Here is a 26,724-nt window from a genome sequence, read left to right on the forward strand (position 1 = left end):
AATAAATCCTGTTTAACTGTGAATAATGCGGGTTAAAATACGGCATATTTTGACTTTATTAACATGGCTAAGCTGCAAATCCGGATTTCGCAATCTGCGGCATCGCTGTTATTTTCGGTTTACGTACGCCTCATCACACAAAAACCCACTCATCTGAAAAAACCGCTGAGCCCATGACCAAATCAGAAGCCGAAAACTTGCTCGAAAGCTTCATCGAAAACGAAAACCTGCGCCATCACTGCCGCATGGTAGCTGCCGCCATGACCGCCTACGCCCAAAAGCTGGGCAAAAACGAGCAGCAAACCCACGAATGGTTCCTCGCCGGCCTGTTGCACGACCTCGACTGGGAGAAACACCCCGATGCCCATCCCAACTATGCCCTGACCGAAGTTTTTCCCCAATACGACTTGCCGGAGTCCGTAACCGAAGCCATCCGCGCACACGCCCCGGAACGCACCGGCAAGCAGCCCGAGACCGAAATCGAGCGCTACCTCTTTGCCTGCGACGAGCTCAGCGGTTTCATGCACGCCGTCTCCCTCATGCGCCCCGAAGGCTTTTCCGGCATGAAGGCCAAATCGGTCACCAAAAAGATGAAGGACAAACGTTTTGCCGCAAACGTCAGCCGCGACGACATCCGGCAGGGCGCGGAGCTCATCCAAACCGAACTGGCCACGCACATCCTGTTCCTCGCGGAAGTATTCGAAAGCAACCCCTAACCTCTGGCAGCCTCGCCATTTCCGGCTTTTTTATTTTTTTGGGAAAACCCCGTGAACATCAGGGGGTACGGGGTAGTTTGAAAGATCCCAAGCCTAAGATGGGTCCCTTGCTTTTTGGTGCCCGTGTCAGCCCTGCGGATGTCAGCCGCATGCCGGTATCCATAACATGCCATCCGTAAGGCCTCAAACATGAAATCCGGGAAAGCTACCGACCCAAAGCGTACAAAATGCCGCCCAGCAGGTGATCAAGAAACAGCGGCTCTTCAAAGGATTCTTTGGTGTGCCCCAGCCCCGTATAAAAAGCCCGCCCACCGTCGAAGTCGTGATACCACGCGATCGGGTGATTCCCGGGGTGATCGCTGCCCTCATAGCTGTCCGTATCGAGCCGCAACAGCACCTGGGTCGCTCCGCTGATAAAGCTGAAGTTGTACCACTCATCTTCCCGCTCCCAGCGCTCCGGCAAAGGGCGGGTTGCCGGATGATTCCTGTTGACCACCTCAAGTACAGCCTGCCTCACATTCGGGTTATTGGGATGATTGCTAAACCGCGCACCCACCAGCTCCCCGAACCACGGCCACTCGTACTCGGTGTCCGTAGCGGAATGCACCCCGGCAAATCCGCCGCCGTTTTGGATGAAAGCCTTAAATGCCTGACGCTGATCATCTCTTGAAAAAACATCTTCTGTCGTGTTCAGAAATAGCACCGCCTGATAGCGGCTCAGGTTATCCGGCGAAAAATAAGCCGGGTCTTCCGTGTGCTTCACGCTGAAGCCGTTGTCGGAACCCAGCCGCTTGACGGCCTCAACACCCGCCTCAATCGAATCATGACGCCAGCCGCTTGTTTTCGTGTAAACCAGCAGCCGGTCCGTTGCGCCTTCAACCTCAAGTTGCGTAGGCCCGCTGTAGTCTGATTGCTGATCTTGAGCGTCGCCGCCACAAGCAGTCAGGGCAAACCCAAGGGCGAAAAGCAGGAACGGCAAAAGGCTTGCGCAGGTCATTTCAAAGCATTTCATGGCAATCGTCAGTTAGGATTAGGATGAAAGGTGAAAAGAGAGGTAAAGCAAAGCCACAGCCCGTGCTGCGTTTCAGGCCGGAAAACTCAGCGCAGGCTTCGGGACACATCCTCCAGGAAAATCTCAAAAAACCGGTTTACGTCCGGCAGCACCTCGTTGAGCGTGTGACCTGCCGGGAGCAACATCAGCCGTAGCCGTTCCTGAAAATGATGCGCGAAACGGATGGCATTTTCCGGTGGGATGATTTCATCCTGCCAACCGTGTATCAGGCTTACGGGACAGCGCAAATCCGGCAGCGGCTCGGTCTCGTAACCGGGCATGAACACGGCAGGAGCCATCAGAAAGATGCCGGACGGCCGCAGCTCCTCCGCAAGTTCGCGGGCCGCAAGCAGACTCACCGCGCCGCCCATGCTTGAACCGACCAGAAGCCAGGGCGTGTCCGGATGTTCGGCGGCAAAGTCCCGAACCCTGCCTATCAATCGGGCCGCCCGTACAGCCGGATCGAACGTATCGGTGTAGTCCAGGCTCTCAGCGCCAATGCCGCGCTTTTCGAGTTCCGCCCGAAGCTGTTGGATTTTCAGACCATTGGGCCCGCTCTCCTTCCCGTGAGAAAAAAATACGTGCATGCCGTGTTCCCTGTGCTGGGTTTTAGCAGTGACTAATGGCCTTAATCTCGGTACGGCGCAGGGCTTCGGCTATGGTTTTGTTGCGCAGCGACTGCACAAATGCCACGAAGGTGTCAAGGTCCTTCTGCACATTGGCAATCCCAACCGAAACGCGGGTTGCGCCCCGCATACGGCCCAGATACTTCACCATATCAGGCAGGGAGTGCCGGTCGCGGCTCGCGAAATAGCGTGCAATTTCCTCGGTTGAGACGCAGGAGTTGATCTCGTCAATCCCCGGATTGCAGAAACAGCCGGACCGTATCGAGATTTTGCGCTCATTCGCCAGCCCTTCCACCTCCTGAAACGGGTACAGTTTTCCTTCGCGATCGAAGAACGTGAGCACGAGACTTCCCCCGCGGTTTTCGAACGTTTCGGGTCCAAACAGCCGCATGACCGGTTTGCCGTTATCGTGCCGGATAGCCCGAAGCTGCCCGGCCAGCCATCCGGCCATGGATTTCACCCGGGCCGAAATCCGCTCCATGCCGATGTTTTCGAGATAGGCGAGTCCGTGCGCGACCGATGGAATCATATTGTAGTTCAGGGTGCCGTCTTCGAAGCGCTCGTGCCCGTCGGCCAGGTGCTCTTTTTGCTCAGCAACGGAAACAAGGGTCACGGTGCCGCCGGCAAACCAGCTTTTCCGCAGCTTTGCAAACGCGCTCTTTTTCAGCAGCAGACAGCCGATACCCGTAGGAAAGCCGAACATCTTGTAAAAGGATACCGACACGAAATCGGGCTTCCATTTGCTCAGGTCGAGCCGGGAAGTCGGCACAAAAGCAGCGCCGTCGAGCAGCACATCGTAGCCCAGTGCCTGCGCCCGCGCAATCCACTCCAGCGAATGCTGCACGCCCGACACATTGCTCTGCGCGGGGAAAGCGAACAAATTTGGCCCCTCGCTCCGGCCTTCCTCCAACAGCTCTTCAAGCCGCTCCTCGTTGATTTGCAGGTCTTCCATGTTGAGCGGCGCATACAAGGTGCGACCGTTGCGGCGCTTCACAAACTCACGGATACCGTTCACCGAGTTGTGATTGTCGCTGAGCATCAGCAGCGTGCTTTGTTCGCTGAAAGGGTAGCTTTCCCCCACAAGCTTCAGCGCGGCGGTCGCGTTGGTGGTAAAAATGCAGTAGTAGTCGTCACTCGCCTTGAAGAAGGACAGAATTTTTCGCCGGGTATCTTCCACAAGCTGCGTTGCCAATTGCGAAGTCGGATTGGTGGAATGCGGATTGCCGAGCACGGACTCAAGCAGCATTTTATGGTGCGCTTCGATCAGGCCGCGCGGATTCAGGTTGCCCCCCGTAAAATCGAGATAGGTATGTCCACCGGCATCGAGATTAGCGTATTCGGTGTGCCGGATGGTCTCGAAAAAGGATTCATCGGGCAGCGGCAGGCCGGCTGTTGTGGCTGTTGCTTGTACGGTTTCGGGAGCTGTCGTGGGGTCTTGCATGGTTCCGGATGGTGTTAGATGATTGCATAGTTTTGCCTGATTCCGCCCGGTGCTGTGCGCAGGGTTTTGCGGTTTCAGTATCTTTAGCGGAAGATACACCTATGCCCTGCATTTGCAAAGCCCTGTAAAAGCCCACGTACCTTTGAGTACCGCACATTAGCAGGCTCCTGCCTCAATCAAGTAAAACCTAAATGCCCTGTTTTCGTTACTGTGTCCATATTTTTAACCAAAACCCATGCCTCCAAACCTGACCTTCCTGCATGACCCGCTCCAAACCGCCCAAGCTTAAGCTCAGCCCCGAACCTTTCGACCAGCTCCTCGACCGTCTCGGCCTAATCATTACCGTAACCTACTCGCTCATGGTGCTGATTTCCATCAGCGTGCTGCCCGAGCAGGTGCCGCAGCATTTCAACCTCTCGGGAGAAGTTACTGCAACCGGCTCGCGCTACCTCTTGCTCATACTCCCTTTATTCGGCTCTTTGACCTTCATAATGCTGTACTTCCTGAATAAAGCCCCGCATACTTTTAATTACACGGTGACCATCACCGAAGAAAACGCCGAACACGAGTACCGCAAGGCCACCCGTATGATCCGCTGGATCAACCTGATCTGCGCCCTGATTTTCGGCTTCGTGAGCTTCAGCGTCATCTCTACCGGACTTGGCTTTACAACCGGACTGAACAGCTTCGTGATGTACTTTCTCATGGTCTCGCTGTTCGGAGTAATCGGCTATTACCTGATCTACGACCGCATCCACAAAAACAGGCACTGAGTGGTTTTGGGGAGCTGTTTCGAGCGCCTAAGCTTTTGCAGTTTGAAGCTGATTTCCGTATCATAAAGGGTGAAAATTTTACGCCTGCGGGCGTTTTTTCATGTTTGATACATTTTTTTCGGAAGGCTGACTTCCGTTCCCGATCACTTTTTAATTGATTTCATCTGTTGTTCTGTGTGCACGCTGATGACCGATGCAAATCCGCCCTTTTCAATGAAGCCCGTTTCTGTTTGCTCCGCTGTCTCCGGCAAGACGGTTCCGCCGGAACTCCCTTTATCAGCCCGTCCGGCAGTACTTATCAGCCGGTGGGCTTTTCTTTTTTTGTGGTGTTTGGGGGTGATGGCTTTGCAGCTCGTACCCGCGGTATCAGTCGTAGCGCAGTCCGCCGGACAAACAGAACGAATCCTCGAAATCAAGCAAAGCGGCAATTATCATTGGGGGGAGGCTTTTCACGAAAACCGGGAACAGGCCCTAAGCCTTGCGCGGCAGGATCTGATTGAGCGGATTGTCGTTTTTGTCACTTCGGAATCGGAAGTGCGGGTCAGTGAAAACGATGAAGCGTTTCGCTCTGAAGTAATGATGCGTAACCGCAGCATCAGCCGCATGGAGCTGCGTGGCGCCGGACACATCGAAGTGCAGCGGCGCGACGGCAGCTGGCGCACAACGGCCTACATCAGCCGGGAAGATTTCGCACGAACCCTCGACATCGAAGCCGGTCGTATACGTACAGCCCTTTCGCAGGCGCAAACCATGGAAAGTCTGGGCAATATCAACGGTGCGATGGCCATTTGGATGGATGTGCTCGCTGCCGCAAGCTTTTTTCCGGAGCCTGTTTTTGTCAGTGCTTCAGCAACTGGTCCGGATTCGGATAATCAGGTCGAAGCAGGCTTCATCAGCCGGGAGCGTATCCTGCACTGGTTAAATGCCGCAGATATCAGCGTGCGTGACGTGCGCAACCAAAGCGCAGGCGAAAACATCGAAATGTATCTCGATCTGGAAATTCGCTTTGGCAATCAGCCCGCTGAGCTGATTGAAGCCGCTCTCGACCGGCGCGACACCGCACTGCATACAGTCGCCGGGGGCTTTACGTCAGTTTATGTGGATCAGCCGCGAAGCAATGCCCGTGAAACCCTAACGCTTCGGCTGATGCCATCAGCGGGCAGCGGCATGAATGAAGAAGCCGCACTTGTGCTGGAGCGCATCCGCCCGGTGAGCCGGCGAAGTGTTTCTGTTGACTGGCGCCCGGCCCTTCCCATTGATATTGAAACCGTGGCCCTGAGCGGCGGAAGGGTACGCCTCATTCCGCACACGCCCAACCTGAGCGTTTTCAACCTGCGGTGGAACATAGACGGTCGCAGTACTTCAGAAACAACACCGGTTGTGACTTTTCAGCCGGGCTCAGATGTGGCGGAAGTCAGCCTGCGCCTTAATAACAATGAACAGCTCAGCGTGCAGAAAAGCATACATCGAAGCGGTCGCATAACGGCCGTTTCAGGACGGCAGCAGCCCCGCCCCGGGTTGCGCGATACCCAAACTTCAACACGGAACCCCTGGCGGGCTTCAGACACCCCCCCGTCTGAAAGCCCGTCTGCCGCAGACGCAGCCGTAACATCGGTGCTTGATGAGTTGCTCCGTATCCGCATTGGCGATCAGCTAATCACACACCTTAACAGGCTGCAGGAAGAAGGCCGGCTACTCGTCGGCAACCGCGGCGACATGCCTGAAGCTGCACAGAGTTATGTTGCGGTGATCAACCCCGTAAACCGCCGCGTTGAAGCCGTGCTGAGTCCGGCCCATAACGGCCTGCGCACCCGCCTCCCCGGTACCACAAGCTTCACCGAAAACGAAATCCCCGAACGCTTCCGCAACATGGGCACCGTTTGGTTTTACTTCACCGAACCCTGATGCAGGCAATGAGTAATTTACCTGCAAGGTCAGCTGTTAAAACAAAACCTTATTTTCTTCCCTATTCTTTCAGCAACATGTCTTCTTCCATCCGGCTCCGGCACCTTCCTTTACACGTGACATCCATCCGTACGCTTGTTTTCTTTTTGTTTTTGGGGATGATGGTTTTCCAGCCCATAACGCAGGTTCTTGCGGCATCCGATGACTCAGCCGATCCACCCACTGAGATACGGGTAAATGTGGCGGATTTTACCGATTCTGTCTTTCGGGCTGTGGTGGAGCGCAATGCGACAGCATTCCTTACGGAAATAAACCGGGCGTACAGCTTACAGCGCCGGCCAAACTTCGGGGCTGAAACAAGCGGTACTTTCGACGCGGTCGGTATGGGCCGGCTTTGGAGCGTGAGTCCGTTTTACGTGTATGATGACATCATCATTGAGCAGCTCGCCCGTCGTTCTGACGGCAGCTGGGAGATGCGGAACCTGCCGCTGATGCTGCGTGATGCTGACGGTGCCGAACACTACGAAGAAGGGGTGCTCGAATTTGAAGCCGACGGGCAGGTACGCGGCCTGCGTCTTGCCCTGCCCGCACACCGCTATCAGGAGCTCATCCGCGCTGCCGACAGCAGTGTCGATCATGAAAACCGGATGATGATCATCAGTTTTCTGGAGATTTTCAGGACGGCCTTCAATCAGAAGGACATCACTTTTATAGAGCAGGTGTTCAGCGATGAGGCGCTCATCATTGTTGGGCGGGTCGTAGAAAATACAGGTCGCAGTTCCGAGTATGAGCAGCAGGTCGAATTCCTGCGCTTCAACAAAGAAGAATACATCAGCCGCCTGCGCAATGTGTTTGCCCGTAACGCCTGGATTGATGTGGGTTTCGAAGAAATCGACATCTTCCGTCATCCGCGGCACCCGCACATGTACGGCGTTTCCCTGGTGCAGTTTTACAACTCCGAAATTTATTCCGATGTCGGCTATCTGTTCCTTCTTATTGATTTTAGTGCGGATGAAGAACCCCTGATTCATGTCCGTACCTGGCAGCCCAAGCAGGCAACCCCGGAAAGTAACCGCTTCAGTATGGGCGATATCGAGGTTTTTTAGATGGAGGGCTGATACTATGGCATCAGCTTGTTTGTCTCAACACTAAGCAGGGTGTAGGCAGGTAGCCGGTGCCCGCGCCTTCCTGTTCGGGTGTCTCCGACGGACACATCATGCCTGATTTGCTCGACGGCGGTCGGCGGACCGCAGACGGCAGACCGCGGGGGGCTTCCAGGCATTTAAGGGCGTCAGTGTTTTTTGCCGAGAAGAGTGAGAAGGGGGGTTGCGTGGGTTTGGGATTTGGGTGGATGCCGGAAAGTATCGAGCCGACTCGTAACCCATGATCCGGTAAAAAGCCCCGGCGGGGCGGCATATCACAGCCCGGGGTGCTAACCCTGCGGTCAGTCAGGAAATGCCCACACATAAAAAGAGCTCTGAAAGAGCGGCATACCATCGATGCCTGAATCTGATTTTGGGCGTTGGTCTGACATCGGAGGTATGCAGCCCCTTCAGGGCTTTGTTTGGGGGTGTGCGGTAATCACAGGGTTGGCACCCTGTGCTTGGGTATGTCGCCCTTTCAGGGCTTTTTTGTTTATGAGTGAGAATGGCAAGGGCGATAAAGCCAAACAGAATCTTTTGATTCACGAGCTATTATCGTGACCAAACCGGACGTGCCCTGTAGGGGCACCCGGTGGGTAGAAACCGGGAAACGCCCCAAAATAAGAGCGTGCCGTAGGTACGCCCTGTGCATTCAGGTGCACATCAGGAATCCGATGTTTTCAAACTCAGCCGAAATATTCCCGACAGGGCACAGCAATGGCCGTCAGTCCATCTTGTTCAAACCGGTCGTGCTGATTCAGGGTGATGATGTGGCCTTCCTGCAAGCCAAAAAACCGGAGGGCTTCAAAAAGGCCATTCAGCTCCCGCTCAAGATTATCAGCCGTCAGCTTCAGACAAACCTGCATCACCTCCGCAGGCTGACCTTTTTCAAGCGCGATAAAATCACACTCACCTTTTTTCCTGAAATAGGCGATTTCCTTGTACCGGCGCCTCAGAAACAGAAACACAAGATTTTCAAACAGCGGACCCAAATCAGACGTGAATGACTTTGAGTTGACCTGTACGAGTCCGGTATCAATCGCATACACTTTCCGCGGGTTGACGTTTTGTTTCTTAACCGAATAGCTGAATTTGGGCACAAAGAAAAAGAGCCATGATTGCTCCAAATGGGAAAAATACTCCATCATCGTACTTGTTGCGCTGATGCCGATTTGTGACTTGAGCTTGTTCGCGCTCACCAGTCTGCCCGTGTTCGATACCAGGAAAAGGGCAAGCCGCTGCAGCGATTTCACATCCCGAATGCCGTAGCGCACGGCGATATCCCGGATCAAAATGTCATCAAACAACTGATGCAGCACATCGTCATTTCCGCTTTTGAGATATTCCGGGAACCCGCCCTGATGCATGTAGTCCTGAAACATTGCATCCGATGGAGGCTGATTCCTGAATCGCAGGAACTCCTGCCATGAAAAAGGGAACAGTTCCGTGCTCAGATGCCTGCCGGTCAGCCGGGAGCCCAGTTCCTGACTCAGTAGGGAAGCGTTAGACCCTGTGACGATCAGCTTACAACCCTCATCAAGCTTCTGACGCACATACAGCTCCCAGCCTTCCACGACCTGTATCTCATCAAAAAAGTGCACCTTTTGTCCGGATTCCTGCAGCAGATCATCGAGCCGCGAAAAATCCCGGAGGTCGAATCCGTACAAGCGGGGATCTTCAAAATTCAGAAAAAAAGCATCCGCATAATCCCCGCGCAGCAGCTGATGCATGAGCGTACTTTTCCCGCACCGGCGGATGCCTGAGATAATCAGGGCATGCGTATTGGGTTGGGGCAGCCGGTGCAGGGCGTCTCGCGCGAGCCCCGTTTCACGGTCCCGTAAATTCTCCCGCTGCGCAGCCGCGACCTCTGCGATGGTTGTTTTGGCAATCATGTCGTTTAGTTATTTGTTGCTAAACTACAATTTAGTTTGATATTAACAAACAATAATGTTGTTTACTATCAAACAAATTTTGATTTGTTCTTGCGGGATCACCATTTCATCATGTAAAAAGCCCCGGCGGGGCGGCATATCACAGCCCAGGGTGCCAACCCTGCGGTCAGTCAGGAAATGCCCACACATAAAAAGAGCTCTGAAAGAACGGCATATCATCGGTGCCTAAATCTGGTTTTGGGCGTTGTTCCGGTATCGGAGATATGCCGCCCCTTCAGGGCTTTGTTTGAGGGCTTGCGGTAATCACAGGGTTGGCACCCTGTGCTTGGGTATGTCGCCCTTTCGGGGCTTTTTTGTTTATGAGTGAGAATGGCAAGGGCGATAAAGCCAAACAGAATCTTTTGATTTATGAGCTATTATCGTGACCAAACCCGTCGTGCCCTGTAGGGGCACCCTGGAGTTTGGCTAAGTTCTGATGCTAATCATGGCCGATAAAGCCGGGTTTAGCAGTTTTAGGTGGTTCTGCTTTCGGTACCTTTTGTTCATGAAGCCGTCAAAACTCACCCCTATGGCTTTGCTGTAGTATTCCGCCCTGAAGCGGTTACAAATGTCTCCTGTCGTCCACCTGCTGTTTTCTTTCTCGGGGTACCACTTGGCACGTTGCAGCATTTGGACCGGTGGATCATTCTGCCTGCTGCAGTGTTCAGCGGCAAGCAGTAACAGACTGTACACCGCTGTAACAAACTTAGGTACACCTTCGGCGGAGTGCTGGTTGCGCACCTGTGCCTGCCCGCAGCCCATCAGGGTTTTCTGCTCTCGAAAGTTGACTTCAATCTCCCAGCGCCAAACATAAGCCTGAAGCAGGGTTTGCAGCGGTAACTTCAGGTCATTGGTTATCAGAAAGGCGGGTTTACGGTACAACAGGTTCGCCCCTTTAGCCAAGCGGTACCCAAGAGGACTGATAATAATAAGCTTGAGTAGCTGGTGCCCGCCCGCAGGCTTCCACTTAACGTTTTCTACTACCTTTAATTTAAACTCGTGCTCCTTGCCTGCCGCGAAAGCTTTGACCTTCTGCCAGCTTACCTGATCACTGGTACGAATCTGGTCCGGAGTTAACTTAGGCTCCCCGTACAAGCGCCGCCGCCCTGTGTCAGGCTGGTCAGCAGGTGGATCATAGATTTTAGCGTCTTTGCGGACCCTGCCGATGAAGGTTGTATGCGCCGGCAAGTTTTGGATTACTTCGCGATTGGTATACCCCCCATCAAAACTTACAAGCAGGTGACGTGAGGCTGATCCCAACTCGTTGAGGCGCTGGCGCAATGAACCCACCAGCTTTGCGCCAACACAGCTTATCCTGCTTTTCTTTTTAGCTTCTTTGTAAGCGTCCTTTTGCAGCTGATCCGCATTACGGCCGGGTTTAACCGGCATGGGCGCATGGACAAAACTCACCGGTATACTCCGTGCCTGACAAAGCTGCGAAGAGGCCGGGCAGGCGATACTGGCCTGTACAAAGCGCTGTGCCCAGATAAAATTGGTGTGGAAAGCGGGTCCAAGCGGGTCTCGCTGCCATTTCGCACCATGTACTTTGCGTCCTGTTTTTTTCAGCAGGGTATCGTCGATATGGGCAATGACCGGAGCGTTGTCAGGCGCCAGGCTGACATCCAGCAGGTCCTGCGGGTCAAAGCGCTGCTTGCTGAACATCCGGTAAGCGGCCGTCCAGTCACAGAACTGGTTGCCGCTACCGCTCAGCATGCCTGTGAGCGTGCGCTTACCGCCACAATTAACCAGACCGTAGGCAAGATCGTGTACCAGTCTTTGCATTTTGGGCGTCAGTTTACTGTGAGTGGATTCGTGGAGCAGGCTGTCAAACTGGCTTGTCAGCGCGTTTGAGGCAGTTTTTTTTTAAGGCTGCTGACGAGTTTGGCGTCGCGCTTAAGAACCATATGCTGCTGGTCATCGATGATCCATTCGATGGTTTCGCCTTTTTGGAATTCCATAGCTTCAGCCACGGCGGCAGGCATATTGACATACCACTGCTGGCTGGCTTTGCGGTCGATGCGTTGAATTTTGGTAGGATAGCCCATATGCGGTAGGATTTAAGAATAATCTAGTGATATAACTAGGTAATAATATCCTAAAAAATCCGGTCATATGCATCATAGACCGGGATTTTTTTTACGAAAAACTCAAAAATACAAGCAAAAGCCAAACTCCAGAGGGTACCTAAGTACCCTGAGCATGAGTTTTAAGCTTCAACGCAGCCAGCGGGGAAATTTCGCCGTCTTTACACCATACTCAAATTTGGGCTACCGGTGTATTTCACTAAGCCAAATTTAAATATACATTTAGCAAATAAATCTTGTTTAATTGTGAATAATGCGGGTTATGGGAAGATTCCCATGCGCTCGTACACCATGCCAACCTTTTTGATGGCACTGATGAAAGCTGCTGTGCGCAAATCGGTATCATGAAATTTACGCAGCTCGTTAATTTCGTTGTAGGCGGTAATCATGGTGTCCTCCAGTCCGGAGTCAACGAGATCGTACTCATTGGCCCCGTGCGCAAGTTTACCGATCTCCTCATCCGAAAGATTGCGGTTCGTCATGTTCTGCATGACATCGAGCAACCTGCGGCTGGCATTTTCCTCAAACCTTCGGTCCATTCTGCCAAACCGTACGTGCGAGAGATTTTTGAGCCACTCGAAATAGGATACCGTAACACCTCCTGCATTCAGGTAATTATCGGGGATAATAAGTGCGCCCCGGTCTTTAATGATATCATGTGCCTGCTGTGTTGTTGGTCCGTTTGCGGCCTCAGCAATAATTTTGGCTTTAATCCGCGGGGCATTTTCACCGTTAATCTGCCCTTCGAGTGCAGCCGGCACCAGAATGTCGCACTCCAGCTCGATGGCCGCACGGCTGTCGCTGATCAGGGTTCCCCCCGGGTAAGTTGTGATGGTTTTATGCTCTTTGCGGTGATTATCAAGCGCGATAATATCGATACCGTCTTCATTGTAAATGGCGCCATCCCATTCACAAACAGCGATAATTTTCGCGTCGGCTTCCATCAGGTATTTAACAGAATGGAAGCCCACGTTGCCAAACCCCTGCACGATTACACGCTTGCCGGCAAGACCGGTGGTGAGTCCGAGTGCCTGCATGTCTTCTTTGTTTTCGCAGGCTTCCCGCACGCCAAAAAATACGCCGCGGCCAGTCGCTTCGGTTCTGCCGCGGATACCTCCCAAACCAACGGGCTTACCGGTAACGCAGCCCTCTGCATTCAGTGAAGGGTTGACCGCTTTGTAGGTATCCACAATCCAGGCCATCTCCTGCTCTCCGGTACCGTAATCGGGGGCCGGGACATCAATATCAGGGCCGATAAAGTTTTTGCTCACCAGCTCAAAGGTAAAACGCCGGGTGATACGCTCCAGCTCCGCGGATGAGTAGTTCTTGCGGTCTATTTTAACCCCGCCTTTGGCACCGCCAAACGGCACATCCACAACCGCACACTTGTAGGTCATTAGGGCGGCAAGCGCTTTAACCTCATCTTCATTCACCATCATACTGTAGCGAATCCCCCCTTTGGTAGGCAGCTTATGATGGCTGTGTTCTGCCCGCCATGCGTGAATGGTTTCAATTGAGCCATTATCGCGTTTGAGCGGGAAAGTGAAATGGCATACCGTGTTACAACCTTTGATCTGTTCCAACAGACCATCGGTGAACCTGACATATTTCGCAGCACGATCGAAATTCAGGTTCACCTGTTCAAAAAAACGTAAGTTTTCCATTGGTGAGAATATTAAAGGATATGTAGTTGAATCGTTAAAAAAGCGCTTCCATAAGAAGCCATTAAATCAGGTTTTGTTTTTCTCTGTGTGATGTGGTTTATCTCAGCCGAGAATTTTCTTTTTCAGCTTACCCCAGAATCCACCCTGATCAGGAGCCTTCTTTTCTTTTTTCTCAGGCAGGTTCAAGCTGCTTTGCTGCACCTGTTCAATCTTTTTCTCTTGCTGCTGAATAACCTCCCGCCTGTCGCCGGTCTGACGCGGTTTTCTTCTCCTGCTTTGTCCTCTTTTGCCCGGTCTTTTTCCGCTGCGATCGCCAGCTTTGGACTTGCTGCTGTTCTTTGAATCAGCGCTGTTATCGCCGGAGTCTTTCCCGTCATTATTTTTTTTCCCGCGCGGCTTGCGCTTCCTGGGCTTGTTCCGCTTTTTTTCGGGCCCGCCGCCTTCACCCTTGTTGTTGCTACTATTCTCTTCCCCATTCCGATCTGATTTATTATCAGAAGTATCGGGCGTGTCGTTATTTCCTTTTTTCTTTCTTCCGGAGCGCGGTCGTCTCGGACGTCTTTTGCGCTTGTTTTTTTTAGCTTGTTCTGATGATTCGCTGCTTGCGGAAGCTTTTTCTTCCTCATCTGATCCTGAAGTTGATTCGGCACTTTTCTCAGCCGGGGCTTCCTGCCTTGCGTGAGACTTCTGATCCGTTTCTCCGGAAGAAGTCCGGTTTCTGCTGCCATTCCGGTCATTGTTTCCGTTTCCGCGCCCGCGGTTCCGGCCACCCCGGCTCCTGCCACGCCCCCGGCCTTTGTCATCGTCATCAGACGCCTCATCCTGAGAACCCTGACCTGCGATTTCGTCCGGCAGCACGCCTTCCTTGATTTCGAGACCTTTGGCGTCCATAATTTGCAGCATAGCGCGCCAGTCGCGTCTTGACACAAATGTAATGGCCGTACCCGTTGATTCCGCCCGCGCTGTGCGACCGATACGGTGAATGTAATCGTCCTCGTCATTTGGCACATCGTAATTGATGATGTGTGAAATGTTATCCACATCAATGCCGCGGCTCATAACATCGGTAGCTACAATTACTTTGGTTTTACCGCTTCTGAAGCGATCCAGGGTAGCTTCACGGTCTTTTTGTTCCCTGTCGCCGTGCATGCTTTCAACCGCAACGCCCATTTTATTAAGGGAGCGCGAGAGCAAATCAACCCCCCGCTTGGTTGATGCAAAGACGATGGCGGAATGCCACTGCTGCGATTTAAAAAGGTGAATGAGTAAATCCTTCTTACGGCTGTCATCTACCTTATAAAAATACTGATCGATGCCTGCAGCCGGTGCAATCCTGCCAACGGCTATGCGCTCAAAGCCACCTTGCGTAAACTCCTTCGCGAGACTTTCGATCCTTGGGTTAACCGTCGCAGAAAAAAGCAAGGTCTGTCGTTTGGAAGGAATACGGTTGATGATGCTGCGTACATCCGGCAAAAAACCCATGTCAAGCATGCGGTCTGCTTCATCAAGAACGAGCACATCGATATTGCTGAAATCGTAGGTCGTGATTTTCATCTGATCGAGAAGCCTGCCCGGCGTTGCAACGACAACGTTGACCCCTGCTTTCATGGCTTTTTCCTGTGCAGCCCAGTCAGAACCACCGTAAACCGAAGCACTGGAAATGTTCGCATGATAGCCCAGTGCCATGAACTGCTCATCAATTTGCTGGGCAAGTTCCCGCGTAGGTGCCAGCACCAGCGCCTGAATGCCGGATTTCCGGCTCGATGAAATTTTTTGCAAAACCGGAATTACGAAGGCAGCGGTTTTACCGGATCCGGTAAAGGAAGTACCGAGTAAGTTTTTGCCGGCTAAGGCAATTGGAATAGCTTGTTGCTGGATTTCTGTGGGCGTATCAAAGCCCATATCGAGAATCCCGTCCAGCACCTCATTTGAGAGGTTTAAATCAGTAAATTTCAAGTTGTACGTTATTAAGCGTGATATTTTGGGATCCTAAGTCCGAAGAAAGCATTTATGCTCAGTATTTTATAAACTGAAGGCCTTCGTGCACTGATGTGCTGCGATGTTTCTTTATGCTGCGGAAAACGAGTGTGGGTTTAAATTTTTCCCGGGTACCAGCGTCAGCCACTAAAGCGCGTTGGGTGCTGAAAAAAGAGATGACCTTTGAGGTATCAATCAGTTGAAAATCAAAAAAGGAGCTGTTTGACGTGCTGCGGCTGCTTTTCTAAGCGAATGCCGGATAAGCTGCCTGATGCGCAAATCCGGTCTTTTATTTAATAAATTTGAAGTCGCTGAGAAAACCTTCGCATTAGTTCAGATTTAGGATTTTAGTGTATGAAAATGACTTCGTAAGATAGGCAAAAGCCGTCAATATTTACAGCTTACGCCCCGGTGCGTTTTTTTCGCTTGATTTTGCTGGTAATATTTTCTCCTGCCAGGGCAGCGCTGTAAAATCCGGAGAGGGTGAGCCGGGGGTGTGAGATGTACGCTTCGGTAAAACTGATGGTGAAGCTGACCCGCATAATTCGCAACGAAATCTATCCTTTTACTAAATGAGCTATCGCAGGCTTGCTCCTGATGGTGCGGGACAGCGGCTCTTTGTTCAAACCAAACGAAAGACACAAAAAAAGCTACAGAAAGTGCATATATGCTCTTCTCTGTAGCCTTGGACCCGGATTATTTACGATAAGATTTATAAGCTGATGTAAGTCTGAATTATCAACTTGTTATCCATGTACAGCACTTAATCAAGGCAGGGGGACAATTAGCGGGCTGCCTTAAATATCCCGGATTAGATTTTTCGGAGATAATTGTTGGTCAGCTCCCTGTCGCCTTAATCTTGTCAGCTTCTAAGCCTTCAGATCCGCTGATCGCCGGTTCTCCGTTCTTGTCTTCTTTTTGCTGTTCTTTCAGATACTCTTTGTATCTCTCCCCATAGACTTTGGTCATGACTTCATCCCTGAAAGTTTTGGCGAGCTCAAAAGCGCGTTCTTCACCATATTTCTCAATACTCCATTGCCGGTTTTTGATTTTCCCGGGTTCAGGAGACCAGGTAACCTGATAGTACTCATTTACCTTCCCGCTTTTGAGGGTTTTTTTCGTTTTGCTCACACCAACAACGCCTGATTTATTTCTTTTGTCACGCGTAACAAACCGACGGATTGGCTTATCCGGTATTTTGCTAATGGTTTCAAGCGCAAGCTCCCGGGCCTTCTGAGCAAACTTAAGGGCCCGTTCTTTACCATTGTATTTGCTGTCGGAGTACAGCTTCGAGTAGGTTTTTCCGTTTTTATAGACCCTTACGTACCAGCCGTGGGTGCCTTTTGAGTCTATCCGGCTGATACCCTTCATGTTTTTAGGTCTCCGTTTTGATTTTTTTTGAGAAGACGATTTCCTGACTGATTTATCAGACAAAGGATTTTTGGTCATTTCCATAAGTTTTGCCGCTTTTTTGAGTTTAGAAGCATATACCTGTTGTGCGTCTGTTTGATGATAACAGTGCATTTGAGCCTAAGCACTAACTATGAGATTCATATATACCTGTATTTGCTTTGTGCTTAATAAGCTACGGTAAAATACGTAATTTTATACCAAGTACAAATACGTAGTTATTTCGTTTCACCTTTCTCCCGGTGTGGCATACGCTCCTGAAGGTGAAGACCGGAAGGTTTTCGATTTGATTGTAAGCCAACGGTCACTAAATTAAAGACTTACCCTAATCGCCTTTTCATTATGATTCTTTTGTCATCCAAATGTACAACCGTACTGCTGTTGCTGTTTTCAATGTTGTTTTTTCACAGCTGCAGTTCAACGAACCAACTTACAGACGAAACCCATGAGAGCATGTCCGAACCACTTACACTTGCGAAAGGCAATTATGCCCCGTATCAGCCTGCCGGTGAAGAACCGCTCTATCAGCTCGTTATCACTTCGCAAGAGGCGTATGATGAATTCAGGCTGAAATTTGAAGAGGGTGGATTTGGTGAAAGCCTACCCGAGGTTGATTTCGACCGGCACATGGTTGTTGGGGTATGGATGGGCGAAAGCAACAGCTCCGGCTTTGATACTGAAATCGTAGGGTTTGATACGACTGATTCCGAATTTAATATTTGGGTTCGCAATAAATATCCGGATCCTTCCTGCGCATATCTTACTGTGATTACAACTCCTTTCCATATCGTAGCCCTGCCCAAAACGGAGCTTCCGATTACATTCATGTCAAACAGGGTTATGGACAGCTGCGACTAAAAGTTGCGGTTCGCGTGTGAAATGCTGCGCTCAACCGCTTAATCGTGCTTAACTTTGGCGATAAATCAGATTTATAAATTATATTATTATGTATATATTTCTGATTCCAAGCTCTTCTACACATTCATTAGATTATTTTAAGTATGCAATTATTGTCACAAGGTGCGCAGTACACGATCTCCGCTATCATAGCGCTGGCCCGTGAACCAATGGGTAAGGCTGTTTCTGCCGGTGACCTTGCACGCCCTCTTAACTGTCCTGCAGCCTATCTTTCACAAACACTTGCCCGGCTTGTGCCTCATAAGATCATAGATACCCGCAGAGGTCTGAACGGAGGTGTATATTTGCTCAAGGAACCCAAAGATATTCGCCTGATTGATATCGTTAACGCGATTGATGGCAGTGATTTTTTTGAAAAGTGTTTTCTGGGTATTCCGGGCTGCGGTCATATAGAGCCTTGTCCGTTTCACGAAACATGGGCAAATATGCGTACAGAAATTCAGATGTGGCTGGAAAACACAACAATTGAAGACGCAAGCTCCGGAATGACAGAAGAATGGTTTGATCTGCGCCTGAAGTTTGACCGACGCAGATAGGGATTGTTCCGGCATTGACCTGAATTGCACCGCATTTTTTGAGATGAAGCCTTCAGCTGAATAAGCTGCAGGCTTTATTCGTTTTTGGCAATTGGATTGCCTGTTCTTAGCCCGCATTATTCACAATTTAACAGGATTTATTCGCTAAATCTTTGTTTAAATATGGCTTAGTGAAAAACACCGGTAGCCCAAGTTTGAGTGTGGTGTAAAGACGGCGCACCGAGCGAAGCGATTCCCACGAAGTGAAATTTCCCCGCTGGCTGCGTTGAAGCTGAAAACTCATGCTCAGGGTACTTAGGTACCCTTCCGCTGAGTTTTCAGCTTCGCCTTGCCAGCAAGAAAATTTCTTGGTGAATAATGCGGGTTAGCATTGCTGCTACCAATAAGTAGCCATTACCGGGCTGTTTATCGCGTGCCCCGCAAAAGAACCAGCCCGATATTGGATGATTGGCAGCGGGTTGTTTCATTTTAGGCAGAAGCCTGTGAAGCATACTCCTAAATCAGTATGCTTCATACTCAACCGTGTCAGCCCGGTAAGGTTGTAAGTGAATGGTTGGGGCTAAGCTGTATAAAAAAGGTAAAATAGGGGTTGCCTGGAATCGCTTTTTATGGGTATAATCAAAACCGAATATTCAAATTAAAATATTTGCTGTTTAGCCACAGTGCTAAGGGTCCTGTTTGAGACAGGCTGCAGTTATCCTTCATTTTTACATTACCAACAATATGAGCAAATATGACATGCGCTCAAGAATAGGCCTGTTTCTCGGGCCTGCCTTGTTTCTGCTGATCGTCCTTTTACCCACTCCCGAAGCACTGAGTACGCAGGCGCACATGGTAGGCGCTGTAGCCGTGCTCATGGCGGTTTGGTGGGTCAGTGAAGCCCTGCCTATCGCAGCTGTTGCCCTGTTGCCCATCAGCTTGTTCCCGCTGCTTGGCGTAATGCCTACTGCGTCGGTTACGGCTCAGTATGCCAATCAGATTATTTACCTGTTTATTGGCGGCTTTTTTATTGCGGTTACCATGGAGCGGTGGAACCTGCACCGGCGTATCGCGCTCTCGGTTATCAAACTGGTCGGTACCGCGCCTGCCCGAATAATCCTGGGGTTCATGATTGCTTCGGCTATTCTTTCGATGTTCGTGAGCAACACCGCAACCGCTATGATGATGGTACCCATTGGCCTGGCTGTCATTAAACAGGCTTCCGATATCGTTAAGAAAAATAAGGTTGAAGGTGTTGATACAAGGCCGGAGAACTTCCACTTTGCTATCGCGCTCATGCTGGGTATCGCGTATGCCTGTTCGATTGGCGGCGTCGGAACCATCATCGGTACTCCGCCCAATACGGTATTTGTGGGCGTAGCTGAAACCCTGTTTGATCAGCAAATTAGTTTTGCACTTTGGATGGCTTATGGCGTGCCGCTTGCCGCTATCATGCTGGTGCTCTGCTGGGGATATTTGATCAAAATCGCTTTTCCCCTGCGAATCAAAGAACTGCCCGGCGGCCGCGAATTTATTAACGCGGAGCTGGAAAAGCTCGGCCCCATGACCAAGGAAGAAAAAATGGTCCTTGGTGTATTCAGCCTGGTTGCCGGTGCGTGGATTATCCGCGGATTCGTTGACTTCGGTTTTTTCAACGACGCTGCTATTGCCATTACCGGAGCTATGATTTTGTTCGTGCTGCCTTCCAATTACAAACAAGGCATTTTTCTGCTCGACTGGCAGACCGCGGTTAAAATTCCCTGGGGAATCGTTGTTCTTTTTGGTGGCGGACTTGCCCTCGCACACGGCTTCAGTCAGACCGGCCTGGCCGCCTGGATCGCTAACTCACTGATGTTCCTTTCCGGCTTCAACATCGTCATCCTGATTTTTGCGGTAGCGGTGCTCACCATTCTGCTCACCGAAGTCACCTCCAACACGGCAACAGCCACCATGCTTATGCCTATCCTCGCAAGCATGGCCCTCGCTATGAGCGTACACCCTTACGGACTGATGATTGGTGCGACCATCGCCGCCTCTTTTGCTTTCATGCTGCCGGTTGCCACACCTCCCAATGCCGTCGTATTTGGCAGCAGCTTTGTCACCATACCGCAGATGGCCCGGGCGGGCGTATGGCTGAACATCGTAGGGGTCATCATCATCGTGCTCGTTACGGTATTCGTACTTCCGCTCATCTGGGATATCGATCTCACAGTATTACCCGAATGGCTTGAAGGTGTAGAAACCTTAAGTCCATGATTCTTATTAATTATCCTCCTTTAGCTCCCATTCAACATTAAATTCATCCTATTTAGCAATGGCTTTTCATAAAATTATTATTACCTCCCTTGTTCTGATTTGCAGTTTGGTATCTGCCCATACGGTACAGGCGCAGATTGACCTCCGCGTAGGCGGTTACATGCAAACCTGGTACGTAGCTGATCAGTACACCGAAATAAGCAGCGGTGAAGAAATCGGTAACAGCGGTTTCAGGCTGCGCCGTGCACGCCTCACCGCGCGCGGTTCCGTGAATGAAACCTTCAGCGGTACGACCTGGCTGGAGTTTGCCGGGCCCAACAACATCCTGCTCGATTTCCACATGGACGCCCGTATTCGTCCATGGCTGAACCTGCGCTTCGGGCAATTCATCATGCCGGGTCAGTCGCACGATACCGCCCGCCTCGTATCCTCCCGGCTGCTCTTCTTCGAACGGCCAACCGTTACTACGGCCCTCGCAAGCGGCATGGGCTACGACGCTTTCCGCGACATCGGCATGATGGTGTACGGCACCTACGGTCCGATTTGGTACGGCATCCATGCCGGAAACGGCGCAGGAAGATTCAAGCAAGCTGGAACAAACACAAGTATTAGCAGCCGAGACTGGGGTAGCGGACTCTACGGTGCCCGCGTGGATTACACCGTCACAGACGGCCTTGTCATTGGGGCACACGTTTCCACCAATCAGCAACGCAATCTCGTACAGGACAACAGCGAACCCTTCGACATCGACCGCACCTCCTGGTCCATCCGTCTTGCCACGAACAATCTCGGCATTGACCGCCTCTACACACAGTTTGAGTACATGGAAATGCAGGTCAACGACACCAACCGCGGCGTCGCTACGATTGATGGCGTGTACGACCTCAACGGCTTCTACGGTGAAATCGGCTACGGCCTCACCCGCGAATGGCACATCCTGGGGCGCTTCGATCGCATTCTGCAAAAACCAGGGCAAATTCAGGGCTTTAAAGGCGTCCCTCGCTTCTCCCAGGATAGCTTCACCTTTGGTGTAACGCGCTACGTGTTCCACGAAAACCGCGAAATTGCCCGCGCTTACCTCAACTACAATTTTGGTACTGCTGACCCCGGTGATCTCAGCCGCCATGCTGTAGTCCTCGTACTGCAGCTCCGGTTTATTCCGGTCTAATCAGAAGCATAGAAGCATACCTTAGCCCGCATTATTTACAATTAAACAGGTTTTATTTGCTAAACGTAAGTTTAAGTTTGGCTTAGCGAAAAACACCAGTAGCTCAAATTTGAGTATGGTGTAAAGACTGCGAAATTTTCCCGCTGGCGGCGTTGAAGCTATAAACTCATGCTCAGGGTACTTAGGTACCCTTCCGCTGAGTTTATAGCTTCGCCTTGCCAGCAAAAAAATTTCTTGGTGAATAATGCGGGTTAGAAAACCGACAAAGCCCCGCTGTATGAACCAACAGCGGGGCTTTGTTATGTTAAAGAATCGCCACGCACATCACCGGGCTTCGTGCTTGTGAGAAATCCCAAACCGGCAATATGTCTCGTGTTTTCCTGGTTCAGGCGCACCTGCTTAAAACCCAGCCTATCACCTCATTCATGTATCTGCCGCCCATCCGTAAAACCGGATAACAGCTACAGCCGCTTCGCTTTGTTGCGGAATTTTCGGATGTAGCGTTCGAGCTCGCCCGCGCGCTTGCTGCCCAGGAAGAGCTTCCGCCCGTTCGGGAAACTGATCTCCACCCCCTCACTACCGCCCACCGAGTAGGCGCGCGTTGGCCCGTAGCGCACGCCCCAGCCCGCCAGCCGCCGGATAGGGCTTGTCTCCACCACTGCTATTTCTTCCATAAACTTCCATTCAATTACCTGAAACTCCTTCTGTACCGGACTAAACCGGAATTCAAGGGCCTGCTCATCAGCACGGATGTGCAGCTCCATCCGCCGGAAAAACATCACCAGAAAGAAGAACAGGGCAATACTTGGAATCATGGCCAGCAAAATGAAGCGGTTAACGCCAATGAGTGTGAGCTGAAAAAAGGAATACAGTACAATCGCAAAAACGCTCAGCATGGCGAACCAAAGCCCATGCCGGCCAAACGATTGCACTTCTTCAAAAGCGGGGTTTTTCATGTTCGGAAGTATATTTTATCAAATAAAAGTGGGTCGCGTTTCTGCTAACGAAAAGGGTCGCGCCAATAATTCGAATTTACAATCAGGTACTTGCATGCAAGTATCAAAGGGTTTATGTTAAAAATTATCCTTCATGAATCTGCTGATTATGAAAAAGCTTGGACTAACTACGCTATTTTGCCTGGGTGCGCTGATAATGGTTTACCTTGTAAATGGTGATTTCCAGAACCAGCTGGAAGAGCCGCGCATTGTGGTGATTACGCTTGACGCCGACAACCTGATTTTTCTTGACGGGCAGCGTATCTCTTTTGCGAACCTGCAAAAACAAATCAGTGAAATCCGCGACTCGGAGCCATTGTTGTTTGAAATCCGCAGCGAAGCGGGCAGCTGTATTTACCGGATTAACGACCTGACGCGCTTTCTGCACCCCGATCCGGTTCAGTTTGCGCATGCAACACCCTCTTCCGCACCCGCAGCCCGGGAATAATCTTCCTAAGCCGGAACAGCATTCAAAAGCCGCACGCTACTGCAGGTAGGGTGCGGCTTTTTGCGTTCGGATAGCTGATCAGCGGTTATCGTCAATCCATGCGCGGACTTCCTGCTCCAGCACTTCGAGCGTTATGCTGCCGTTGGCCAGCACCATGTCGTGAAACGCCCGGATATCGAAGCTGTCGCCGAGCGCTTCCTCTGCTTCCCGGCGAAGTTCTCTGATTTTGATCTCGCCGGTTTTGTACGCCAGTGCCTGACCCGGCCAGAAAATGTAGCGGTCCACCTCATTGCGGATATTCAGCAAGGTGAGCGCCGAATTTTCGGCCATGTAGTCAATCGCCTGCTGCCGGGTCCAGCCTTTGGCATGTATGCCGGTATCGACTACCAGACGCAATGCACGCCACATTTCGTAGGTAAGGCGTCCGAAATTGCTGTACGGATCCTGATAGAAGCCCATCTCCAGCCCCAGCCACTCGGCGTACAGCGCCCAGCCTTCCACAAAAACCGTTACGCTGCTGTTGCGGCGAAACTCCGGCAACCCCTCCAGTTCCTGCTGCAGCGCAAGCTGCAGGTGATGTCCCGGCACGGCCTCGTGAAACGAAAGCGCCTCGATTTCATACAGCGGACGGCTCGGCAGGTCGTAGGTATTCACAAAATAAAAGCCGGCCCGCGTGCCATCCTGCGACGGACTGTTGTAGTAGGCGGTCGTCATGCGCGGCGCGAGATAGGCCGGCACTTCCCGGAGTCCGTAGGGCATGCGCGGCAGTCTGCCGAAAAATCCGGGCAGGGCGCCGTCCATTTGTTTCAGCACAAGCGCGGTGCGCATCATCAGCTCTTCGGCGGACTGCGCATAAAATTTCGGATCAGTTCTGAGATAGGTCACAAATTCATCGAAATCGCCCTCGAAGCCGGTTTCTTCGATGACCTCGAGCATTTCCGCACGAATGCGCGCAACTTCCGCCAGGCCGGTCTGATGAATCTCACCCGCGCTCACATCCAGCGTTGTGTAGAAGCGCACCAGATATTCGTAATACGCCGCCCCGCCGGGCACCTGCGAAATCCCGATCGCTTCAGGCGTAGCCGCATAATATTCATCCCGCAAAAAAGCGGCGAGTTCGCGATACGCGGGCAGCACCTCCGCCCCGATAATGCGCAGCGCTTCTTCCCGCAGCCGCGTCCGTTCGGCTTCCGAAACCGAAGCCGGAAAGCGCTCAAACGGCAGCATGAAGCGGCTGTCAGCGGCTTCTTCCGAAATCAGGGCTTCCACCGTCGGGATGTAGTTTTCGAGCACCACCCGCGGACGCACAACGCCGGCTTCGATACCCATGCGCAGCCGCCCGAGATACTGCGCATTCATCGCCGGAAACGCCTGAAGCCGCGACAGGTAGTTCTCGTAATCTCGCACCGTGCTGAACGGCATGCGGTTGGGCTGTTCGGCGAAGGTCGCGTGATAATCCCACCAGCCGTTCAGGGGCAGCAAATACTCCCGCAGCGCGTGTGCTTCTATGCCGTTCCGCAACTGCCGCTCAAACAGCCGGTAGCTGATCTGATCCTGCGATGTAAGCCGTTCATAGCTGACTTCCTGAAGCCGGCTGAGAAACGTCTGATAGGCAGCTTCGCGGGCCTGCAGGGCTTCAGTACTGGCGTCAGGCAACTGCGCATTGGCTTCCGTAATACCCGAATTGCCGGCGAGATACGGATTCACCGAAAGCTGATACGCCCAATAGTCGTCAAAAATTTCGTGAAGATGTTTGTGCTCGTGCTCATGCTCATGCAGGTCTGAAAATGCCAGCTGCAAAGCCGCTAATAACACGATTCCAAAAAGTCTGATACGCATAAACCAAGGCTAAAATTGAAGTTGAGAACAGCTGTTGTCCTGTAAAATCACGCAAGCAAGAATATAGGTGCTGAGAGACTTTAAAAAGCTTAAAATTAATCTCCTGAAACCAGGATGGTAAACCTGCCATATGCCGCGTAGCTTTCCGAAGCTTGTTTTTTTGGGTGAATCCCGTGAACATCACTGGCAGCCGGTGCATGTCAGGGTCTCCCAAACCTAAGATGAACTCCTTGCTTTTTGGGAAGCCGTAAACGCATTACCGTGTTTTGAACAGCATATTTTTTAGAGCTGAAATGGGTCGGGCTGAAAGCACTGTTTCCATCACCCAAAAGCAAGGGACCTGTCTTAGGCTTGGGGGCCCGGAACCTGCCCCAGAAGACCTTGATGTTCACGGAGTTTTCCCAAAAAAATAAACAAACCGCATTACCGGCAAGCAAGCCGGGTGCAGGGCAACACCTTATTTACAAGCTGTTTCGTAAAAGGTACTTGCGGTAGCCCGATTGCCGGACGGACATAGCGTGAAAAGGGCTGATGTTCCCATCAAATATTAATAAATTGATAGTTTAAGCTAAGATATTATTCGTCCTTACTATCATTACCTGATGGTGCATTTTTTCGCACCCTAGTTTTTTGTCATGACTGAATCTGAATGGCTGGAACAAGTCAACTGTCCGCTACTGGCAAATGAAGTGCTCCGGATAAAAGCGTATGAAAAGTATTAACCTTCGGATCGGGCGCCTGAACAGGAAGAAGCGTTCAACCGCCTTGCGACCCTTGTCGCCCGGTTTACGGGATTGCCGGTGTGCTACATCAACCTGATTGCACCGGAACATCAGTACCATAAAGCGTCCAATATTGATGATACTGAGGTAATGCCGCGCAGGCTCAGTTTTTGTCAGTTCACGATTATGAGCCCGGACATCCTGGAAGTCGAAGATACGCATAAGCACCCCATTTTCAGGCACAATCAGTTTTCGTGGCCCACGGAAGATAATCCGTTTTGTATTCGGTATTATGTTGGCGTTCCGCTTCGCACACCCGACGGATTTTATATTGGCAGCCTGTGTCTTGTTGATCATCAGCCGAATAAAATCGACGATACAGCAAGGGAAGTGCTTCAAATGTTGGCTGACGAGGTGATTTCAAGCTTTGAGCTGAAAGCCGCAAAAGCCGAGCTTGAAGCTATGAACAAGGAAAAAGACGAGCTAATCCGGATTGTGAGCCATGATTTGCGGAATCCGCTGATTGGGGTAACGGGCTTTGCGGAGATCCTGCGGGATGAGCTTGATGATGATCAGCACAAAGAAATGGCTTCCATCATTTTGCAATCCGGTGAGGCGACGCTCAGTATCGTCAATATTTTGCTTAGTTCGGATTACGTCAAAAATGAAACCCTGCGGATTAACCGGAAAGTTTGCGATGTCGCCGAAATTACGCAGGGCATTCTCACGCTTGTGCGCCCGCTTTCCCTGCTCAAAAATCAGCGGCTCGAAATCGATATGCCGGAGACGTTAAGCTGGAAGGTAGATGTCGAAAAGTGGAAGCAAATTGTCGGTAACCTGCTCAACAATGCCATTAAATTTACGCCTGACGAAGGAACTGTTCGCATGAAGATTTATGCGGCGGACGAAAAGACCCTGAAGCTGGAAATTGCGGACAGCGGAGTTGGCATGGATAGCGAACAGCTTAAAAACCTGTTTTCGGGTCGGAAGAAATTCCACCGGCTCGGCACCAACGGCGAGGATACCTCCGGACTTGGCATGGTGCTGATTAAAAAATACACCGACCTTCACGGCGGGAACATTGAAGTACACTCAAAACCGGGAGAGGGCACGGCCTTTACCGTAACCCTTCCCGCATAGAAA

22 protein-coding genes and 1 pseudogene are annotated in these 26,724 nt (G+C 51.4%); 11 read left to right on the top strand and 12 right to left on the bottom strand.

The features are described from left to right. Positions 1-173: 173 nt before the first annotated feature. Positions 174-716 (top strand): HD domain-containing protein, encoded by a 543-nt coding sequence (locus tag CYPRO_RS01335; RefSeq protein ID WP_114982824.1) that lies wholly within the window; start codon positions 174-176, stop codon positions 714-716. Between the two features lie 205 nt (positions 717-921). Here the strand turns inward: CYPRO_RS01335 and CYPRO_RS01340 are convergent, their stop codons facing one another. From CYPRO_RS01340 to CYPRO_RS01350, 3 genes are all read right to left on the bottom strand, one after another. Further along, the gene (locus CYPRO_RS01340; protein WP_240644803.1) at positions 922-1,728 is read right to left on the bottom strand and encodes a ThuA domain-containing protein; all 807 of its coding nucleotides are present in this window, start codon (positions 1,726-1,728) and stop codon (positions 922-924) included. 86 nt (positions 1,729-1,814) lie between these two features. Continuing rightward, positions 1,815-2,354, bottom strand: a complete 540-nt coding sequence (locus CYPRO_RS01345; RefSeq protein ID WP_114982826.1) for an alpha/beta hydrolase — start codon at positions 2,352-2,354, stop codon at positions 1,815-1,817. Positions 2,355-2,376: 22 nt separating this feature from the next. Then, positions 2,377-3,834 carry an aminotransferase class V-fold PLP-dependent enzyme gene (locus CYPRO_RS01350; protein ID WP_114982827.1) on the bottom strand — a complete coding sequence of 486 codons (1,458 nt, stop codon included), beginning with the start codon at positions 3,832-3,834 and terminating at the stop codon, positions 2,377-2,379. A 260-nt stretch (positions 3,835-4,094) separates the two neighbouring features. On the opposite strand from CYPRO_RS01350, the gene CYPRO_RS01355 reads away from it, so the two are divergent. From CYPRO_RS01355 to CYPRO_RS01365, 3 genes are all read left to right on the top strand, one after another. Next, positions 4,095-4,607 carry a DUF1648 domain-containing protein gene (locus CYPRO_RS01355; RefSeq protein WP_114982829.1) on the top strand — a complete coding sequence of 171 codons (513 nt, stop codon included), beginning with the start codon at positions 4,095-4,097 and terminating at the stop codon, positions 4,605-4,607. A gap of 213 nt (positions 4,608-4,820) precedes the next feature. After that, positions 4,821-6,512 carry a hypothetical protein gene (locus CYPRO_RS01360; protein WP_124245477.1) on the top strand — a complete coding sequence of 564 codons (1,692 nt, stop codon included), beginning with the start codon at positions 4,821-4,823 and terminating at the stop codon, positions 6,510-6,512. A gap of 77 nt (positions 6,513-6,589) precedes the next feature. Next, positions 6,590-7,618 carry a hypothetical protein gene (locus tag CYPRO_RS01365; protein WP_124245478.1) on the top strand — a complete coding sequence of 343 codons (1,029 nt, stop codon included), beginning with the start codon at positions 6,590-6,592 and terminating at the stop codon, positions 7,616-7,618. A gap of 14 nt (positions 7,619-7,632) precedes the next feature. Here CYPRO_RS01365 and CYPRO_RS16480 read toward each other — a convergent pair whose 3' ends face one another. From CYPRO_RS16480 to CYPRO_RS01400, 7 genes are all read right to left on the bottom strand, one after another. Beyond that, on the bottom strand, positions 7,633-7,794 hold the full coding sequence (locus CYPRO_RS16480; RefSeq protein ID WP_164682440.1) for a hypothetical protein: 162 nt from the start codon (positions 7,792-7,794) through the stop codon (positions 7,633-7,635). 546 nt (positions 7,795-8,340) lie between these two features. Further along, entirely contained in the window at positions 8,341-9,546 is a 1,206-nt protein-coding gene (locus CYPRO_RS01375; RefSeq protein ID WP_114982837.1) for an ATP-binding protein, read from the bottom strand. 465 nt (positions 9,547-10,011) lie between these two features. After that, entirely contained in the window at positions 10,012-11,367 is a 1,356-nt protein-coding gene (locus tag CYPRO_RS01380; RefSeq protein WP_114982838.1) for a transposase, read from the bottom strand. 56 nt (positions 11,368-11,423) lie between these two features. After that, on the bottom strand, positions 11,424-11,630 hold the full coding sequence (locus tag CYPRO_RS01385) for a hypothetical protein (RefSeq protein ID WP_114982764.1): 207 nt from the start codon (positions 11,628-11,630) through the stop codon (positions 11,424-11,426). A gap of 299 nt (positions 11,631-11,929) precedes the next feature. After that, positions 11,930-13,333 (bottom strand): Glu/Leu/Phe/Val family dehydrogenase, encoded by a 1,404-nt coding sequence (locus tag CYPRO_RS01390; RefSeq protein ID WP_114982841.1) that lies wholly within the window; start codon positions 13,331-13,333, stop codon positions 11,930-11,932. A 102-nt stretch (positions 13,334-13,435) separates the two neighbouring features. Continuing rightward, positions 13,436-15,289, bottom strand: coding sequence for a DEAD/DEAH box helicase (locus CYPRO_RS01395; protein WP_124245479.1), 1,854 nt, complete (start codon positions 15,287-15,289; stop codon positions 13,436-13,438). An 858-nt stretch (positions 15,290-16,147) separates the two neighbouring features. Beyond that, positions 16,148-16,681: a hypothetical protein gene (locus CYPRO_RS01400; protein WP_114982845.1), complete on the bottom strand. Its 534-nt coding sequence runs from the start codon at positions 16,679-16,681 to the stop codon at positions 16,148-16,150. 492 nt (positions 16,682-17,173) lie between these two features. Here CYPRO_RS01400 and CYPRO_RS01405 point away from each other — a divergent pair, with 492 nt between their 5' ends. The 4 genes from CYPRO_RS01405 (at position 17,174) to CYPRO_RS01420 (ending at position 21,577) form a co-directional block, all read left to right on the top strand. After that, complete coding sequence (locus CYPRO_RS01405) at positions 17,174-17,578, top strand: protease complex subunit PrcB family protein (protein ID WP_114982846.1); 405 nt, start codon at positions 17,174-17,176, stop codon at positions 17,576-17,578. A 143-nt stretch (positions 17,579-17,721) separates the two neighbouring features. Next, a complete protein-coding gene (locus CYPRO_RS01410; protein ID WP_114982848.1) occupies positions 17,722-18,174 on the top strand; it encodes an RrF2 family transcriptional regulator in 453 nt (150 codons plus the stop codon). Between the two features lie 723 nt (positions 18,175-18,897). Next, the gene (locus CYPRO_RS01415; protein ID WP_205730339.1) at positions 18,898-20,409 is read left to right on the top strand and encodes an SLC13 family permease; all 1,512 of its coding nucleotides are present in this window, start codon (positions 18,898-18,900) and stop codon (positions 20,407-20,409) included. A 58-nt stretch (positions 20,410-20,467) separates the two neighbouring features. After that, on the top strand, positions 20,468-21,577 hold the full coding sequence (locus CYPRO_RS01420) for a hypothetical protein (protein WP_114982850.1): 1,110 nt from the start codon (positions 20,468-20,470) through the stop codon (positions 21,575-21,577). A 461-nt stretch (positions 21,578-22,038) separates the two neighbouring features. Here CYPRO_RS01420 and CYPRO_RS01425 read toward each other — a convergent pair whose 3' ends face one another. Then, a complete protein-coding gene (locus CYPRO_RS01425) occupies positions 22,039-22,533 on the bottom strand; it encodes a hypothetical protein (RefSeq protein WP_114982853.1) in 495 nt (164 codons plus the stop codon). 133 nt (positions 22,534-22,666) lie between these two features. Between CYPRO_RS01425 and CYPRO_RS01430 the strand changes: the two genes are divergently transcribed. Further along, positions 22,667-23,020 (top strand): ExbD/TolR family protein, encoded by a 354-nt coding sequence (locus CYPRO_RS01430; protein ID WP_114982855.1) that lies wholly within the window; start codon positions 22,667-22,669, stop codon positions 23,018-23,020. Positions 23,021-23,098: 78 nt separating this feature from the next. Here CYPRO_RS01430 and CYPRO_RS01435 read toward each other — a convergent pair whose 3' ends face one another. Continuing rightward, positions 23,099-24,859: a DUF885 domain-containing protein gene (locus CYPRO_RS01435; protein ID WP_114982857.1), complete on the bottom strand. Its 1,761-nt coding sequence runs from the start codon at positions 24,857-24,859 to the stop codon at positions 23,099-23,101. A 758-nt stretch (positions 24,860-25,617) separates the two neighbouring features. On the opposite strand from CYPRO_RS01435, the pseudogene CYPRO_RS16945 reads away from it, so the two are divergent. Together CYPRO_RS16945 and CYPRO_RS16950 are read left to right on the top strand one after the other, a co-directional pair. Next, positions 25,618-25,986 (top strand): annotated as a pseudogene (locus tag CYPRO_RS16945) (GAF domain-containing protein); the annotation flags it as partial. A 57-nt stretch (positions 25,987-26,043) separates the two neighbouring features. Continuing rightward, complete coding sequence (locus tag CYPRO_RS16950) at positions 26,044-26,721, top strand: sensor histidine kinase (protein WP_408625769.1); 678 nt, start codon at positions 26,044-26,046, stop codon at positions 26,719-26,721. Positions 26,722-26,724: the final 3 nt, after the last annotated feature.

The sequence above is a fragment of the Cyclonatronum proteinivorum genome, assembly GCF_003353065.1.
In the GTDB taxonomy this organism is placed as follows: domain Bacteria; phylum Bacteroidota; class Rhodothermia; order Balneolales; family Cyclonatronaceae; genus Cyclonatronum; species Cyclonatronum proteinivorum.

Bases quoted from the DNA above. Each gene is read 5' to 3' on its own strand.
- CYPRO_RS16950 (WP_408625769.1), top strand. From the start codon at position 26,044: ATGAACAAGGAAAAAGACGAGCTAATCCGGATTGTGAGCCATGATTTG.
- CYPRO_RS01415 (WP_205730339.1), top strand. From the start codon at position 18,898: ATGAGCAAATATGACATGCGCTCAAGAATAGGCCTGTTTCTCGGGCCT.
- CYPRO_RS01420 (WP_114982850.1), top strand. From the start codon at position 20,468: ATGGCTTTTCATAAAATTATTATTACCTCCCTTGTTCTGATTTGCAGT.
- CYPRO_RS01385 (WP_114982764.1), bottom strand. From the start codon at position 11,630: ATGGGCTATCCTACCAAAATTCAACGCATCGACCGCAAAGCCAGCCAG.
- CYPRO_RS01365 (WP_124245478.1), top strand. From the start codon at position 6,590: ATGTCTTCTTCCATCCGGCTCCGGCACCTTCCTTTACACGTGACATCC.
- CYPRO_RS01375 (WP_114982837.1), bottom strand. From the start codon at position 9,546: ATGATTGCCAAAACAACCATCGCAGAGGTCGCGGCTGCGCAGCGGGAG.
- CYPRO_RS01390 (WP_114982841.1), bottom strand. From the start codon at position 13,333: ATGGAAAACTTACGTTTTTTTGAACAGGTGAACCTGAATTTCGATCGT.
- CYPRO_RS01335 (WP_114982824.1), top strand. From the start codon at position 174: ATGACCAAATCAGAAGCCGAAAACTTGCTCGAAAGCTTCATCGAAAAC.
- CYPRO_RS01430 (WP_114982855.1), top strand. From the start codon at position 22,667: ATGAATCTGCTGATTATGAAAAAGCTTGGACTAACTACGCTATTTTGC.
- CYPRO_RS01345 (WP_114982826.1), bottom strand. From the start codon at position 2,354: ATGCACGTATTTTTTTCTCACGGGAAGGAGAGCGGGCCCAATGGTCTG.
- CYPRO_RS01400 (WP_114982845.1), bottom strand. From the start codon at position 16,681: ATGAAGGGTATCAGCCGGATAGACTCAAAAGGCACCCACGGCTGGTAC.
- CYPRO_RS01405 (WP_114982846.1), top strand. From the start codon at position 17,174: ATGTCCGAACCACTTACACTTGCGAAAGGCAATTATGCCCCGTATCAG.
- CYPRO_RS01380 (WP_114982838.1), bottom strand. From the start codon at position 11,367: ATGCAAAGACTGGTACACGATCTTGCCTACGGTCTGGTTAATTGTGGC.
- CYPRO_RS01355 (WP_114982829.1), top strand. From the start codon at position 4,095: ATGACCCGCTCCAAACCGCCCAAGCTTAAGCTCAGCCCCGAACCTTTC.
- CYPRO_RS16480 (WP_164682440.1), bottom strand. From the start codon at position 7,794: ATGCCTGGAAGCCCCCCGCGGTCTGCCGTCTGCGGTCCGCCGACCGCC.
- CYPRO_RS01360 (WP_124245477.1), top strand. From the start codon at position 4,821: ATGAAGCCCGTTTCTGTTTGCTCCGCTGTCTCCGGCAAGACGGTTCCG.
- CYPRO_RS01425 (WP_114982853.1), bottom strand. From the start codon at position 22,533: ATGAAAAACCCCGCTTTTGAAGAAGTGCAATCGTTTGGCCGGCATGGG.
- CYPRO_RS01435 (WP_114982857.1), bottom strand. From the start codon at position 24,859: ATGCGTATCAGACTTTTTGGAATCGTGTTATTAGCGGCTTTGCAGCTG.
- CYPRO_RS01410 (WP_114982848.1), top strand. From the start codon at position 17,722: ATGCAATTATTGTCACAAGGTGCGCAGTACACGATCTCCGCTATCATA.
- CYPRO_RS01350 (WP_114982827.1), bottom strand. From the start codon at position 3,834: ATGCAAGACCCCACGACAGCTCCCGAAACCGTACAAGCAACAGCCACA.
- CYPRO_RS01340 (WP_240644803.1), bottom strand. From the start codon at position 1,728: ATGAAATGCTTTGAAATGACCTGCGCAAGCCTTTTGCCGTTCCTGCTT.